This is a genomic window from Azospirillum sp. TSO5 (assembly GCF_003116065.1).
Taxonomy (GTDB): Bacteria; Pseudomonadota; Alphaproteobacteria; order Azospirillales; family Azospirillaceae; genus Azospirillum.
The window spans coordinates 1-14,114 of the sequence record NZ_LGQY01000154.1 but is presented as its reverse complement, the minus strand read 5'-3'; the positions used below and the strand labels follow the sequence as shown (position 1 = coordinate 14,114).

Annotated in this window: 13 protein-coding genes; 7 read left to right on the top strand and 6 right to left on the bottom strand. The window is 66.7% G+C overall.

The annotated features are described in order from the left end of the window. Positions 1–180 precede the first annotated feature (180 nt). The 3 genes from secA to TSO5_RS30330 all read left to right on the top strand — a co-directional run bounded on the left by secA (position 181) and on the right by TSO5_RS30330 (position 6,476). Positions 181–2,928 (top strand): preprotein translocase subunit SecA, encoded by a 2,748-nt coding sequence (secA, locus tag TSO5_RS30340; protein ID WP_109155094.1) that lies wholly within the window; start codon positions 181–183, stop codon positions 2,926–2,928. 223 nt (positions 2,929–3,151) lie between these two features. Continuing rightward, on the top strand, positions 3,152–3,604 hold the full coding sequence (gene mscL / locus TSO5_RS30335) for a large conductance mechanosensitive channel protein MscL (RefSeq protein ID WP_109155093.1): 453 nt from the start codon (positions 3,152–3,154) through the stop codon (positions 3,602–3,604). Positions 3,605–3,728: 124 nt separating this feature from the next. After that, positions 3,729–6,476: an EAL domain-containing protein gene (locus TSO5_RS30330; protein ID WP_247871040.1), complete on the top strand. Its 2,748-nt coding sequence runs from the start codon at positions 3,729–3,731 to the stop codon at positions 6,474–6,476. A 14-nt stretch (positions 6,477–6,490) separates the two neighbouring features. Here TSO5_RS30330 and TSO5_RS30325 read toward each other — a convergent pair whose 3' ends face one another. The 3 genes from TSO5_RS30325 to TSO5_RS30315 are packed head-to-tail and all read right to left on the bottom strand — an operon-like array spanning position 6,491 to position 7,674. Further along, a complete protein-coding gene (locus tag TSO5_RS30325) occupies positions 6,491–6,964 on the bottom strand; it encodes an SRPBCC family protein (protein WP_109155092.1) in 474 nt (157 codons plus the stop codon). Next, entirely contained in the window at positions 6,961–7,299 is a 339-nt protein-coding gene (locus TSO5_RS30320) for a metalloregulator ArsR/SmtB family transcription factor (protein ID WP_109155091.1), read from the bottom strand. The genes TSO5_RS30325 and TSO5_RS30320 overlap by 4 nt, the downstream gene beginning before the upstream one ends. Before the next feature lie 51 nt (positions 7,300–7,350). Further along, positions 7,351–7,674 carry a multidrug efflux SMR transporter gene (locus tag TSO5_RS30315; RefSeq protein WP_109155090.1) on the bottom strand — a complete coding sequence of 108 codons (324 nt, stop codon included), beginning with the start codon at positions 7,672–7,674 and terminating at the stop codon, positions 7,351–7,353. A 204-nt stretch (positions 7,675–7,878) separates the two neighbouring features. On the opposite strand from TSO5_RS30315, the gene TSO5_RS30310 reads away from it, so the two are divergent. Further along, positions 7,879–9,447: a lysine--tRNA ligase gene (locus TSO5_RS30310; protein ID WP_109155089.1), complete on the top strand. Its 1,569-nt coding sequence runs from the start codon at positions 7,879–7,881 to the stop codon at positions 9,445–9,447. A 102-nt stretch (positions 9,448–9,549) separates the two neighbouring features. Here the strand turns inward: TSO5_RS30310 and TSO5_RS30305 are convergent, their stop codons facing one another. Together TSO5_RS30305 and TSO5_RS30300 are read right to left on the bottom strand one after the other, a co-directional pair. Next, on the bottom strand, positions 9,550–9,879 hold the full coding sequence (locus TSO5_RS30305) for a type II toxin-antitoxin system HicB family antitoxin (RefSeq protein WP_109155088.1): 330 nt from the start codon (positions 9,877–9,879) through the stop codon (positions 9,550–9,552). Continuing rightward, a complete protein-coding gene (locus TSO5_RS30300) occupies positions 9,869–10,168 on the bottom strand; it encodes a hypothetical protein (protein ID WP_199231067.1) in 300 nt (99 codons plus the stop codon). The genes TSO5_RS30305 and TSO5_RS30300 overlap by 11 nt, the downstream gene beginning before the upstream one ends. Positions 10,169–10,800: 632 nt before the next feature. Between TSO5_RS30300 and TSO5_RS30295 the strand changes: the two genes are divergently transcribed. Further along, a complete protein-coding gene (locus tag TSO5_RS30295; RefSeq protein WP_109155087.1) occupies positions 10,801–11,967 on the top strand; it encodes a DUF2336 domain-containing protein in 1,167 nt (388 codons plus the stop codon). 9 nt (positions 11,968–11,976) lie between these two features. On the opposite strand, the gene TSO5_RS30290 is transcribed toward TSO5_RS30295, so the two are convergent. After that, the gene (locus TSO5_RS30290) at positions 11,977–12,471 is read right to left on the bottom strand and encodes a hypothetical protein (RefSeq protein WP_109155086.1); all 495 of its coding nucleotides are present in this window, start codon (positions 12,469–12,471) and stop codon (positions 11,977–11,979) included. Positions 12,472–12,741: 270 nt separating this feature from the next. Between TSO5_RS30290 and mdh the strand changes: the two genes are divergently transcribed. After that, entirely contained in the window at positions 12,742–13,710 is a 969-nt protein-coding gene (gene mdh / locus TSO5_RS30285; protein WP_109155085.1) for a malate dehydrogenase, read from the top strand. Positions 13,711–13,842: 132 nt separating this feature from the next. After that, positions 13,843–14,114: ATP-grasp domain-containing protein (locus tag TSO5_RS30280; RefSeq protein WP_199231066.1), on the top strand; the 272-nt coding region annotated here is incomplete at its 3' end.

Sequence of the window (14,114 nt, the reverse complement as noted above, 5' to 3'; positions counted from 1 at the left end):
CCCGCCCCCATCCGCTTACCCGCCCGCTTCCCCGCCCCGCTCCTCCCCCACCCGAACCGGCCGCGCAAATGCCGCAACCGGCGCCCCACCGGCCCGGTCTCGTTGACAGGGCCTTGCCATAGTCCTATGTGAGACCCGTCGATAGGCTGGCCCACATTCCGCTTTACTCCCGAGGTTTTCATGTTCGGCGCTCTCGCCCGCAAGATTTTCGGCACCGCCAACACGCGCGCGGTCAAGGCGCTGCACAAGACCGTCGCTCAGATCAACGCGCTGGAGCCGTCGGTCGCCGCGCTGTCGGACGACCAGCTGAAGGGTCGCACCGACTGGCTGCGCGAGCGGCTGGCCAAGGGCGAGACGCTGGACGACATCCTGCCCGACGCCTTCGCCACCGTGCGCGAGGCGGCCAAGCGCGTGCTGGGCCAGCGCCATTTCGACGTGCAGCTGATGGGCGGCATGGTGCTGCACAGCGGCAAGATCGCCGAGATGCGCACCGGTGAAGGCAAGACGCTGGTCGCCACGCTGGCCGTCTACCTGAACGCGCTGGAAGGCAAGGGCGTCCACGTCGTCACCGTGAACGACTATCTCGCCTCGCGCGACAGCGGCTGGATGGCGCGGGTCTACGGCTTCCTCGGCCTGACCACCGGCTGCATCGTCCATGGGCTGGACGACGACGAGCGCCGCGCCGCCTACGCCGCCGACATCACCTACGGCACGAACAACGAGTTCGGCTTCGACTATCTGCGCGACAACATGAAGTTCCGGCTGGAGGAACTGGTCCAGCGGCCCTTCAACTACGCCATCGTCGACGAGGTCGACTCGATCCTGATCGACGAGGCGCGCACCCCGCTCATCATCTCCGGCCCCTCCACCGATTCGTCAGAGATGTATGTCCAGGTCGACCGGCTGATCCCGATGCTGGTTCCCGAGGATTACGAGAAGGACGAGAAGCACCGCTCCGTCAGCTTCACCGAGGCCGGTCAGGAGCACATGGAGCAGCTTCTGGCCGAGGCCGGGCTGCTGAAGACCGGCGGCCTCTACGACATCCAAAACGTGGCGCTGGTCCACCATTCGCAGCAGGCGCTGCGCGCCCACATGCTGTTCCAGCGCGACAAGGATTACATCGTCAAGGACGACAAGGTCGTCATCATCGACGAGTTCACCGGCCGCATGATGGAAGGCCGCCGCTTCTCCGAAGGCCTGCACCAGGCGCTGGAAGCCAAGGAGAAGGTGACGATCCAGCGCGAGAACCAGACGCTGGCCTCCATCACCTTCCAGAACTATTTCCGCATCTATCCGAAGCTGGCCGGCATGACCGGCACCGCGCTGACCGAGGCGGCGGAGTTCGGCGAGATCTACGGGCTTGAGGTCGTCGACATCCCGACCAACGTCCCGGTCAAGCGCATCGACCACGACGACGAGGTCTATCGCACCGCGACCGAGAAATACCATGCGATGATCGACCTGATCGAGGATGCCCGCAAGCGCGGCCAGCCGGTGCTGGTCGGCACCACCTCGATCGAAAAGTCGGAACTGCTGGCGGAGCTGCTGACCAAGCGCGGCATCCCGCACAACGTCCTGAACGCCCGCCACCACGAGCAGGAAGCCTATATCGTGGCCCAGGCCGGCCGCGCCGGCGCGGTGACCGTCGCCACCAACATGGCCGGCCGCGGCACCGACATCCAGCTGGGCGGCAATCTCCAGATGCGGATCGAGGTCGAACTGGCCGACATCCCGGAAGGCCCGGAGCGCGAAGCCCGCATCAAGCAGATCGAGGCCGAGATCGCCGAGGCGCGCGAGACGGTGAAGCAGGCCGGCGGCCTCTATGTCGTCGGCACCGAGCGGCACGAGAGCCGCCGCATCGACAACCAGCTGCGCGGCCGTTCCGGCCGTCAGGGCGACCCCGGCACCTCGAAGTTCTTCCTTTCGCTGGAAGACGACCTGATGCGCATCTTCGGATCGGAGCGGATGGACAGCATGCTCCAGCGTCTCGGCCTGAAGGAGGGCGAGGCGATCATCCATCCCTGGATCAACAAGGCTCTGGAAAAGGCGCAGCAGAAGGTCGAGGCGCATCACTTCGAGGTCCGCAAGAACCTGCTGAAGTTCGACAACGTCATGAACGACCAGCGCAAGGTCGTCTATGAACAGCGCCACGAGGTGATGGAGAGCGAGGACATCGCGGAGGAAATCCGCGAGATGCGCCACCAGATCATCGCCAACATGGTGTCCGCCGCCATCCCGGCCAACAGCTACTCCGAGCAGTGGGACATCGACGGCCTGCACGAGGCGGTCAACCGCGTGCTGGGCATGGACCTGCCGGTGCACGAGTGGGCCAAGGAAGAGGGCATCGCCGAGCCGGAGATCGAGGAGCGCGTGCGCGAGGCCGCCGACCGCAAATATGCGGACAAGGAGGAGGCCTACGGCGCCGAGACGATGCGGCATGTGGAGAAGAGCATCCTGCTCCAGATCCTGGACCAGGAATGGAAGGACCACCTCCTCCAGCTCGACCACCTGCGCCAGGGCATCAACCTGCGCGCCTATGCCCAGAAGGACCCGCTGAACGAGTACAAGCGCGAGGCGTTCGAGCTGTTCGACTCGATGCTGATGGCCCTGCGCGAGCAGGTCACCACCATCCTGATGCATGTCGAAATCCGCATGGCGCCGTCGCAGGAGGAACTGTTCGCCCGCCAGATGCAGGAAATGCACGAGGGCCGCATGGACCCGGCGCTGGCGATGGCGGGCATGGGTGCGGGTGAAGGCGAAGCCTTGCCCGACGGCATGGTCCGCGCCTCGTCGCTCGCCTCCTCGCTCGTGGGCACGCCGGAAGACCAGCCGCTGCCGGCCGAGGTGATGGAAAACACCCCGCGCAACGCCGCCTGCCCCTGCGGGTCGGGCAAGAAGTTCAAGCACTGCCACGGCCGCATGGCGTAAGTGGGTTGTGGGGTGCCTGCCGGTGCCCCCTCACTTCCCACGGCTTCGCCGCGGGCCCCTTCCCTCCCCCGCTTTCAGCGGTAGAGGGTGAGTTTGCCGGTACAGCGGCAGTCCCCTCTCCCGCGAAGCGGGGGAGGGTTAGGGAGGGGGCAAAAGCCCCCACTTGAAACCAACCCCTCCCCACCCCGTTTCCCATCCGTAACCACGGAAAAAACGGGACGCCATGTTCGAAGAATTCAAGAAATTCATCAGCCGCGGCAATGTCGTGGAACTGGCCGTCGGCATCATCATCGGTGCCGCCTTCACCGGGATCGTCAATTCCCTGGTCAAGGACATCCTGATGCCGCCGATCGGCTGGATCATGGGCGGCATCGATTTTTCGAACTATTTCATCAGCCTGTCGGGCGGCCATTACGACTCGCTGCAGGCCGCCGAGAAGGCGGGAGCGGCCACCGTCAATTACGGCCGCTTCATCAACAGCTGCATCAATTTCCTGATTGTGTCGGGCGCCCTGTTCATGATCGTCCGGCAGGTCAACCGCCTGCATGTCCTGCACAAGGAAGCGCCGAAGACCCCGCCTCGGCAGGAGCTGCTGCTGGAGGAAATCCGCGACGCCCTGCGCGCCCAAGCAAAAAGTGAACCCGGCACCCGGCCACCCGCCGACCATACCCCCTGATCGCCCGGCGGCCCTCAGCCACTTTCCCTCACTGCGGGAGCTTGTCACAGGGTTGGGAGAACCCCTCGTTGCCGCAGCGCGTCGAACGGGTTACCCTGTCTGATAAGCTGGCGATGGCGGTGGGATGGCGAAGGCCTCGCACGCCTGCGCTGTCCATGACCTCGGCAAGGGCCATGTCCATGTCCGCCAAGCGCTGTCCGTCGACCGTCCACGCCGGTGCGCCGCCATGATCCGCCTCGCGGCGCGCCAGGGCGCCTTGCGGTTGCTTGCCTTCCTTCTGCTGTCCCTTCTGGCCGGCGACCCGGCGATTGCGATCAGTGCGCCGGCGCCGGCGGCGGCAACTCCGGACGCAGGTCCGCGCCCGGCGGAAATCCGGGTGACGCTGGACGACAATTACCCGCCCTACAGCTTCCGCACCCCCGACGGCGTCCATGTCGGCATCGTGAAGGATCTGTGGGCGCTGTGGTCGCAGAAGACCGGAATCCCGGTCCAGATGATGCCCACCGACTGGAGCCTCGCCCGCCAGGCCATCGACACCGGGGCCGCCGACGTCATCGAGACGATCTTCCGCAACAGCGCGCGCGACGTGCTCTATGATTTCTCGAAGCCCTATGCCCGCGTCGACGTGCCGATCTGGTTCAGCGCCGACCTCAGCGGCATTACCGGAGTGGAGTCGCTGCGCGCCTTCACGGTCGGGGTGAAGGACGGTGATTTCTGCGCCGAATGGCTGACCGACCAGGGTATCACCGCCTTCCAGCGCTACCCTGGTTTCGAAGCGATGGTGGAGGCCGCGGCGCGGCAGGAAACCCGGGTCTTCTGCATGGACGACCCGTCCGCCCGCTATTACATGACCAAGCGCGGTGTGCAGGGACGCTTCCGCTACACCGATCCGCTCTATACCGGCGAACTGCACTGGGCGGTGCGCAAGGGCAATGTCACGCTCTACCGTTTGGTCGCCGACGGCTTCGCCCGCATCACCCCGCAGGAGCGCAAGGCGATCGAGGAGCGCTGGCTCGGCCGCAGCCTCACCGGCATCGTCAGCCCCCAGATGATGGACCTGCTGCTCAAGCTGCTGAGCGGACTGGCGGTGCTGGGCGTCGGCGCGCTGGTGTGGGTGCTGCTGCTGCGCCGGCAGGTGGAAAGCAAGACGCAAAGCCTGCGCACCGCGGTGGCGGCCCTGACCGCCAGCGAGGAACGCGTCCGCACCATCTTCGACAGCGTCACCGACGCCATCCTCATCCATGACCTGGACAGCGGCGCCATCCTGGAGGGCAACCGCCGGATGAAGGAGATGTACCGGGTGGGCGACATCCCGCTGTCGGACATCAATGTCGGAATGCTCAGCTCCGGCGTGCCGCCCTACACGCGGGATGACGCGGCGGCCTGCATCCGCAAGGCGGCCGACGGTGAACCGCAGCTGTTCGAATGGCATGCCCGCCGGCTCGACGGATCGCTGTTCTGGGTGGAGGTCAGCCTGCGGCGCGCCGTCATCGACGGCAACGACCGCCGGCTGCTCGTCCTCGTCCGCGACATCACCGACCGCAAGGCGGCGCAGGAACGGATGGAATATCTGTCGCGCCACGACGCGCTGACCCTGCTGCCCAACCGCGTCCTGGTGCAGGACCGCACCGAACAGGCGCTGGCCCGGTCGGAGCGCAACGGCCGGCTGGTCGCGCTGGTCGCCTGCGGCCTCGACCGCTTCAAGACGGTGAACGACAGCCTCGGCCACGCCGTCGGCGACGCCCTGCTGCGCGCGGTGGCGGAGCGGCTGAAGGCGGCGGTGCGCGACACCGACACCGTCAGCCGCGGCGGCGGCGACGAGTTCATCCTGCTGCTGTCCGGCCAGTCCGACATCGATTCGGTGGTGGAGACCGTCGCCTCCCTGCACGAGGCGATGGCCGAGCCCTTCCAGGTCGGCGGGCACGAGCTGACCGTCACCCTGTCCTCCGGCGTGGCGCTGGCCCCGGCCGACGGCAAGGACTTCGCCACCCTGCTGAAGAACGCCGACACCGCGCTCCACCACGCCAAGGCGGCCGGCCGCGACACCCACCGCTTCTATGCCGAGGCGATGAACGCCGAGGCGGTGGCCCACCTGTCCACCCGCAGCGGCCTGCGCCGCGCGCTCGACCGCGGGGAGTTCCTGATCCATTACCAGCCGCAGGTCAGCCTGGAGAGCGGTGCCGTGACCGGCGCGGAGGCGCTTGTGCGCTGGAACCACCCGGACAAGGGCATGGTCCCGCCCGGCGACTTCATCCCGATCGCCGAGGACAGCGGCCTGATCGTGCCCATCGGCGCCTGGGTCCTGACGGAGGCCTGCCGGCAGGCGGCGGCATGGCATGCCCGCGGCCTGTCGCTGTCGGTGGCGGTCAACCTGTCGGCTTTGCAGCTTCAGCGCAACGACCTCGTCGCCACGGTGACGCGGGCCCTGACCGACAGCGGGCTCGACCCGCTGCTGCTCGAGTTGGAGCTGACCGAATCGATGCTGATCCAGAACACCGATCTGGTGATGGACAATCTGCGCCGCATCAAGGCGATGGGCGTACAGGTGTCGATCGACGATTTCGGCACCGGCTATTCCAACCTGTCCTACATCGGCCGTCTGGCGGTGGACAAGCTGAAGATCGACCGCAGCTTCGTCGCCGACCTCACCAGCAACCACGACAGCGCCAAGATCACCGCCGCCGTCATCCAGATGGCCCACAGCCTGAACCTGACCGCCGTGGCCGAAGGCGTCGAGGACGCCGAAACGCTGGAAGCCCTGCGCACCCTGCGCTGCGACATCGCCCAGGGCTATTACCTGGGCCGCCCCGGCCCCGCCGAGGCGGTCGAACGCGCCGCCCGGCAGGTGAACCCGTTCAAGGTCGGGGCTTAAGGCCGCCCCTTTCCTTACATGCCCTTCACCAGGGCGACGAGTTGGTCGAGCGCAGCGCTCCAGCCGTGATGGAAGCCCATCTCCTCATGCCGTTTCTTCGACGCCTCGTCCTTGTGGAGCGCGATGGCGGTATAAAGCGTGCCGCCGGCCGTCGGCTCGATGGTCACGGACGCGGTCATGAAGCCGCCGCCGGTGGGGCGGAAGCCCGGACCCAGCGCATCGGTGAAGACCAGCCGCCGCTCGGGCTCCACGGCCAGGAAGCATCCGGTGCTGTCGTTCCTCTCGCCGTTCGGCCCTTCCATCACCGTGCGGAACTTGCCGCCGGGCCGCAGGTCGATCTCGCAGGCGGTGGTGCGCCAGGGCGCCGGCGTGAACCACTTCATCAGCAGCTCCGGCTCGGTCCAGGCCCGCCAGACGAGGCCCGGCGGCACCGCGACCTCGCGCTTCAGTTCAAGGTCGAGCTGCGGGTTGAAAACCACATCGGTCATGGTGTCCCTTCCTCCCGTTTGTTCAGGTCCAACACCAGGCTGTCCAGTTGATCGAGCCGCTTTGTCCACAGGCTCCGCTGGGCTTCCAGCCAGCTTTCCGCGGCCGCCAGCGCCTCCGGCTTCAGCGTGCAGGTGCGCACCCGCCCCTCTTTGCGCGTTTCGACCAGCCCGCTGTCCTCCAGCATCTTCAGGTGCTGCAGGAAGCTGGGCAGAGCCATGCCGAAGGGTTTCGCAAGGTCGCCGACCGACGCCGGTCCGCGCCCGAGCGCCTGGATCACCGCCCGGCGCGTGGGGTCCGCCAGCGCACGGAACGTCCTGTCGAGTGCTGCATCCATGACGGCACCCTAGCGGGAGAAAATACTTAGGTCAACACCTGACTATCGCGATCAGGCTGCGCCGTTCGCCATGTGCAGGCTGATGACCCCGGCGACGATCAGGAGGATGCCGACCACCTTCATCACCGTCACCGACTCGCCGAAGACGAACACGCCGATGGCGGCGATGGCCGCGGTCCCCGCCGCCGACCAGATGGCATAGGCGATGCCGACCTCCATGGTGCGCAGCGCCTTGGCCAGCAGCACGAACGCGACGCCGTAGCACACGACCACCGCCGCCGCCGGACCCAGCCGCGTCATCCCGTCCGACATCTTCATCGCGGAGGTGCCAACCACCTCGAACAGGATCGCCACCACCAGATACAGCCAGCTCATCGCCCAAAGACCTCGCCAACCCCGACCTCTCCCGCAAGGCCGATCCTGCGGGCGGCGCAGGATGGACCGGGCGCACGGGTGCCGCAAGTAGCCCGGAACACGTACCCCACCGGACACCCCCACGGTTGACGCCACGCCCGCCCGGCCCTAGGGTCTTTGCCCTCATTACCAACTTTATCTATGTGGTTTCGAAAGGGTCCGACGATGACCGGCGAACGGGATCTGGCGTTGCAGGCGAAGGCATGGCCGTTCGAGGAGGCGCGCAAACTGGTCGCGCGCTTCGCGAAAGCGCCGCCCGCCAAAGGCTATGTCCTGTTCGAGACCGGCTATGGTCCGTCGGGCCTGCCGCATCTCGGTACCTTCGGCGAGGTGGCGCGCACCAGCATGGTGCGCCACGCCTTCCAGACCATGAGCGACATTCCGACCAGGCTGTTCTGCTTCTCGGACGACATGGACGGGCTGCGCAAGGTCCCCGACAACATCCCCAACAAGGAGATGGTGGCGGCCAACCTCGGCAAGCCACTGACCCAGGTGCCCGATCCCTTCGGCACCCATGACAGCTTCGGCGCCCACAACAACGCCCGGCTGCGCGCCTTCCTCGACAGCTTCGGCTTCGAGTACGAGTTCCAGTCCTCCACCGACTGGTACAAGTCCGGCCGCTTCGACGAGGCGCTGCTCGGCATCCTGCGCCATTACGACGAGGTGATGGCGGTGATGCTGCCCACCCTCGGCGCCGAGCGTCAGGCGACCTACAGCCCCTTCCTGCCGGTCTCCCCCTCCACCGGCCGGGTTCTCCAGGTGCCGATGCTGGAGCGCAACGTCGATGCCGGCACCATCGTCTTCGAGGACGAGGACGGCAAGAAGGTGGAGCTTCCGGTCACCGGCGGCCATGTGAAGCTGCAGTGGAAGCCCGACTGGGGCATGCGCTGGTTCGGCCTCGGCGTCGATTACGAGATGTACGGCAAGGACCTGATCCCGTCGGCCGATCTCGCCGGCAAGATCTGCAGGATCCTCGGCGGCACCCCGCCGGAGGGCTTCAATTACGAGCTGTTCCTCGACGACAAGGGCCAGAAGATCTCCAAGTCGAAGGGCAACGGCCTGACGATGGAGGAATGGCTTGCCTACGCCCCGCAGGAAAGCCTCGCCCTCTACATGTTCCAGAAGCCGAAGTCGGCCAAGCGCCTGTATTTCGACGTCATCCCGCGCGCCGTCGACGAATACCTGACCTTCGTCGACAAGGTCCATGGCGAGGAGCCGGCGAAGAAGCTGGAGAATCCGGCCTGGCACATCCACAACGGCAAGCCGCCGGCCGTGCGCTCCGACGTGTCCTTCAACCTGCTGCTCAATCTGGCGGGTGCGGCGAATGCCGAGACCAAGGACACCATGTGGGGCTTCATCCGCCGCTACGCGCCGGATGCCACGCCGGAGAACAGCCCGTTCCTGGACAGCATGGTCGGCTATGCCGTGCGCTACTACCAGGATCAGGTGAAGCCGACCAAGCGGTTCCGCGCCCCCACCGACGCCGAACGCGCCGCCTTGCAGGACCTGCTGGCCAAGCTGGACAGCCTGCCGGCCGACGCCCGCGCCGACACCATCCAGAACGAGGTGTTCGAGGTCGGCAAGACCCACGGCTTCACCGAGTTGCGGGCGTGGTTCCAGGCGCTGTACGAGGTGCTGCTGGGCCAGACCACCGGCCCGCGCATGGGCTCCTTCATCCAGCTCTACGGCATCGACGAGACCAAGGCGCTGATCCGCGAGAAGCTGGCGGCCTGACGCCCGCTTGACGCGCTGAACGACAAGGCCATGGACGGCACCAAGCTGCCCATGGCCATTTTTTTGTCCATGACGACCATCCGCCGCATCGGAAAGTGAAGGCTAGCCGTTCAGCGCCAACTTGGCGTTCACGTAGCGGTTCAGGCTCACTTTCGCCTCGGCCGCTTCAATCGCCAGCCGGCGATGCAGGTCGGGCGTTGTCCGAAGCAGGATCTTTCCCGAATATTCACGGTCGGCCAGCGGCTCGGGAACGGCCTCGCCATTCGTCCGCATATCCTCGACCGTCTCCGCCACGAGCTTGCGGATGCCGCGCAGTGCCTCGATCTCGTCCTCCTCGAGCCAGGAGAGGCCGGGAAACTCCACGCAGGTGGCGACGAATTCCCGATCGTCCGGCGACCACGTGACACGATAGGTGTAATGGCTATTCGGCATCGTCATTCTCCTGTCGCCCTTGGGTCAGCAACCGATCGATGGCCTGCACGACCTGCTTCACCTGATAGCCCTTGGCCTTGCCGTTCTTGCCCTGCTGGATGTTGACACGCGGGTCGCCGGGCCAGGGGGTGCGATACACGGCATGGCTCGTTCCGCGTTGGCGGGGCGGTCCGAAATAATGTTCACAAACCTTTGCGACGTCTGCGAACGGCACGTCGTGCGGCACGGTCAGCATCCGCCGTACGATATCCTCGACCTTCGCCATGCGCCCCGCCTTGGCATCAAGCATGATAGTATCAATAACGCTATCACGATACCGGTTCAGCCGGATCAAGGCAACGCCCGCCCGCTAAAGCCCGGCCTACCACCGTATGGGCCACAACGCCATCAAGCAGGGATGCCCAAATCGCAAGATGCTTTTTCGCTCGCGAACATTCACGGGCGCGATCATTTTCAAAATTGATCGTTCACCTGACCCGCTACTGACTATATGCCCGAAAAGAGTGCGAAAAACTGCCTTTCCGCCCACCGGATGGGCAAACCTAACGATATTCCATACTGCGCTATGCGGGTATCGCACCGCACCAATTCGAAAACCGTGGTACCGCTAACACGGCCGCAGGCTTAAACTCCGCCTCGTTACTGCATTTTGCAGTGCGTTTCCTCCCTAGACTAAAGGCCGCGCCCGCATGGGCTGCGGCCTTTTTTTTGGCCTGAGCCCGGAGGCAACCGCCGGCCCATATTAGGGAGCCGTTAACCGGACAGGCGCTTCGATGGTGCCGATGCTCTCACAGCCGTCCCCGCTTCGTTGAGCGGCGGCACAACCACAAGGCTACTGGTCCGGTGACAGCCCGGCGCTCCCCATCCCGCCCCTCCCCCCGACTCCCGCCGGAGACGGACTGCGGCGTCGCGCCCGAACTGATGGACTACCTGTTCGCCGGGTCACCGGAGCCGGAACCGCTCCAGGCAGCGCCGCCCTCCGCACCGCCCTCTGCACTGCCCTCTGCGCCCGGCCGCGGCATCGCCCGGCAGGTCGGCGACGTGCTGGTCGAATCGCGGCTGGCCGGGATGGGCGATGCCGACGTGCGCTCCACCCTCGCCGGCAAGCTGTGCCGGCTGTTGCCCGACCTGCCGCCGGGCGGGGCCGACACCGTCAGCACGGTGGCGATCCGTGCGCTGGAGCAGTTGGCCCGCGACCACATCGTCCGGGTGCGCGAGGCGCTGGCGACGGCGATCAAGGACATCGCCTGCGCCCCGCCTTCGGTGGTGGCGACGTTGGCGCGCGATGTCGAACGGACGGTGGCGGAGCCGGTTCTGCGCTGCTGCGCGGCGCTCAGCGACGAGGATCTGCTGGACATCGTCGCTGCCGCCCCTGCCGGCTGGGCGTTGTCGGCCATCGCCCGGCGCCACAGCATCGGCGTCGCCCTGTCCGACGCCATCGCCGGCAGCGGCCATGCCGAGGCCACCGGGATCCTGCTCGACAACAGCGGGGCGGTGATCGCCGAACCGACGCTGGAATCGCTGGTGGAGCGGTCGGCCCACCATCCGGACTGGCGGGAAAAGCTGGCCCGCCGTCCCGCCCTGCCCCGCCGGCTGGCGCTGCGGCTGGCCGATTTCGTCGATCTGGCGGTGGTGGAGACTCTGAGGCGGCGTCCCGACTTCGACGACGCCACGGTGGCGGAGATCGCCGCCACCACCCGCCGCCGCATCGACTGGGCCGAAGCCCCCGACTCGGCCGAGTCGCCGGAACGCCGCGCCGTCCGCCTGCACCGGCTGGGCAAGCTGGACGAGACGGCGCTGGGCGACGCGATGTCGTGGAACGAGGCCGGATTCGTGCGGGCTGCGCTGACCTTGCGCGCCCGCGTGGCGCCGGAGGTGGTGGACCTGATCCTGGACGCCCACGACCCGCAGGCGGTCACCGCCCTGGTCTGGCGCGCCGGCCTGTCGATGCGCTGCGCCATGCAGATCCAGGCCCGCGCGGCCGGCATCCGCCCGCGCGCCATGCTGAACGCCCGGCAGGGCAGCGGCTTCCCGCTGTCCTCCGCCGAGATGGCCCGACACCTGGAACGCTACGGCATCGGGCCGTAAGGGAACCGATCAGTAAGGCTGCTGCATGCCGCCACGCGGCATCGGCTGGCGCGGCGTGGCGCGGCCGGTGCGCGGCACCGGGGTGTCGGGCGAGACCTCCTTGTAATAGGGGCCGCGGTCGGTCGGGCTTTCCATTGCTTCGGCCGGGGTGACGATCTGCTCGCCGGTGCCGGCGTCGAAGGCGATCAGCGGCAGCTGGCGCACCTTCAGGCAGGCGTCGCGCTTGGCGGCCAGTTCCGCCGACTGCGAGCCGTCCAGCGTCACCAGCGGCAGCACCCAGTTCGCCCGCTGGTCGGCGGGGATCGAGGTGTAGACGTAGTTGGTCAGCGGCCGGCAATAGGCGATGCTGCCCTCCGCCACCGCGTCGGTGATCGGGGCGGCGGTGATGGCGGCGGTATAGTCGCCGACCGTCTGGGCCTGGGCCGTTGAGGCACCGGCGATGCCGGCGGCAAGCGCCAGCGACATGGTCAGACCGGGAATGATACGGGCCACGAGCTGGGCCATCTGCGCTCTCCTTCGACCATCTTTGAACAAGGTAAGGACCGGACGCGAACCATACGTATAAAGCCGAACGGTCCAGGCGTTGGAAAGGATCATCGGGGGTGCGACGCAAAGCTGCAATGCCTCGCTAGCGGTCAGGCTTGCCCTCCGCGACAAAACGCGCTACCTACGCTTCCGAAATCTCGGGGCGCTGGATCCCTAAGACGTTAGAATGACCAACGGTTCTAGTCTCCCGCTGAATGGGGGACGCTCAAACGTTTTAGGGAACGCTCCATGGCTCGCAAGAAGATTGCGCTCGTCGGTGCCGGCCAGATCGGCGGCACGCTGGCTCTGCTCGCTGCTCAGAAGGAACTGGGCGACGTCGTCCTGTTCGACATCGTCCCAGGCACCCCCGCCGGCAAGGCTCTTGATCTCGCCGAGGCCGCCCCGGTCGAGGGCTACAACGTCAGCCTGACCGGCGGCAACGATTATTCGGCCATCGAGGGCGCCGACGTCGTCATCGTCACCGCCGGCATCCCGCGCAAGCCGGGCATGAGCCGCGACGACCTGATCGGCATCAACAGCGGCGTCTGCAAGACCGTCGGCGAGGCCATCGGCAAGCACGCCCCGAACGCCTTCGTCATCGTCATCACCAACCCGCTCGACGTGATGGTGTGGGTGCTGCAGCAGGCGTCCGGCCTGCCGCCGGAGCGCGTGGTCGGCATGGCCGGCGTGCTCGACTCGGCCCGCTTCCGCTACTTCCTGGCCGAAGAGTTCAACGTCTCGGTCGAGGACGTCACCGCCTTCGTGCTGGGCGGCCACGGCGACACGATGGTCCCGCTGGTGCGCTACTCCACCGTCGCCGGCATCCCGCTGCCCGATCTGGTCAAGATGGGCTGGACCACGCAGGAGAAGCTGGACGCCATCGTTCAGCGCACCCGTGACGGCGGTGCCGAGATCGTCAAGCTGCTGGGCAACGGCTCGGCCTTCTACGCCCCGGCCGCTTCCGCCATCCAGATGGCCGAGTCCTACCTGAAGGACCAGAAGCGCGTTCTGCCGGTCGCCGCCCACCTGAGCGGCCAGTATGGCCAGGACGACCTCTACGTCGGCGTCCCGACGATCATCGGCGCCGGCGGCGTCGAGAAGATCATCGAGATCGAGCTGAACGACGAAGAGAAGGCGATGTTCCAGAACTCCGTCGACGCGGTGAAGACTCTGGTCGACGTCGTCAAGAAGCTGGACGCCGAGAAGGCCGCTTCCTAAAGAACGGAGTGCGCGGTCTCCGGCACCGTCCCGGCCCATTTTCCGGGTCCGGGACGGCGCCGGTGGTGCGCCCGTCTTGTCCTTCAGTCGACCCGTTCTCGTCAGCCGAACCAAAAAACAGATGGACGCCCGATGAACATCCATGAGTACCAGGCGAAAAGCCTGCTGAAGAAGTACGGCGTCGCGGTTCCCCGCGGCGGCGTTGCCTACACCCCGCAGGAGGCCGAGACGGTCGCCCGTGAACTCGGCGGTCCGGTCTGGGTGGTGAAGTCCCAGATCCACGCCGGTGGCCGCGGCGCCGGCCGCTTCAAGGACAACCCCGAGGGCAAGGGCGGCGTCCGCGTCGTCAAGTCGATCGAGGACGTCGGCAAGAACGCCGCCGAGATGCTGAACCACGTTCTCGT

Excerpts from the sequence above, each read along its gene's own strand:
- secA (WP_109155094.1), top strand. The coding sequence starts at position 181 with ATGTTCGGCGCTCTCGCCCGCAAGATTTTCGGCACCGCCAACACGCGC.
- mscL (WP_109155093.1), top strand. The coding sequence starts at position 3,152 with ATGTTCGAAGAATTCAAGAAATTCATCAGCCGCGGCAATGTCGTGGAA.
- TSO5_RS30330 (WP_247871040.1), top strand. The coding sequence starts at position 3,729 with ATGGCGAAGGCCTCGCACGCCTGCGCTGTCCATGACCTCGGCAAGGGC.
- TSO5_RS30325 (WP_109155092.1), bottom strand. The coding sequence starts at position 6,964 with ATGACCGATGTGGTTTTCAACCCGCAGCTCGACCTTGAACTGAAGCGC.
- TSO5_RS30320 (WP_109155091.1), bottom strand. The coding sequence starts at position 7,299 with ATGGATGCAGCACTCGACAGGACGTTCCGTGCGCTGGCGGACCCCACG.
- TSO5_RS30315 (WP_109155090.1), bottom strand. The coding sequence starts at position 7,674 with ATGAGCTGGCTGTATCTGGTGGTGGCGATCCTGTTCGAGGTGGTTGGC.
- TSO5_RS30310 (WP_109155089.1), top strand. The coding sequence starts at position 7,879 with ATGACCGGCGAACGGGATCTGGCGTTGCAGGCGAAGGCATGGCCGTTC.
- TSO5_RS30305 (WP_109155088.1), bottom strand. The coding sequence starts at position 9,879 with ATGCCGAATAGCCATTACACCTATCGTGTCACGTGGTCGCCGGACGAT.
- TSO5_RS30300 (WP_199231067.1), bottom strand. The coding sequence starts at position 10,168 with ATGCTTGATGCCAAGGCGGGGCGCATGGCGAAGGTCGAGGATATCGTA.
- TSO5_RS30295 (WP_109155087.1), top strand. The coding sequence starts at position 10,801 with ATGGACTACCTGTTCGCCGGGTCACCGGAGCCGGAACCGCTCCAGGCA.
- TSO5_RS30290 (WP_109155086.1), bottom strand. The coding sequence starts at position 12,471 with ATGGCCCAGCTCGTGGCCCGTATCATTCCCGGTCTGACCATGTCGCTG.
- mdh (WP_109155085.1), top strand. The coding sequence starts at position 12,742 with ATGGCTCGCAAGAAGATTGCGCTCGTCGGTGCCGGCCAGATCGGCGGC.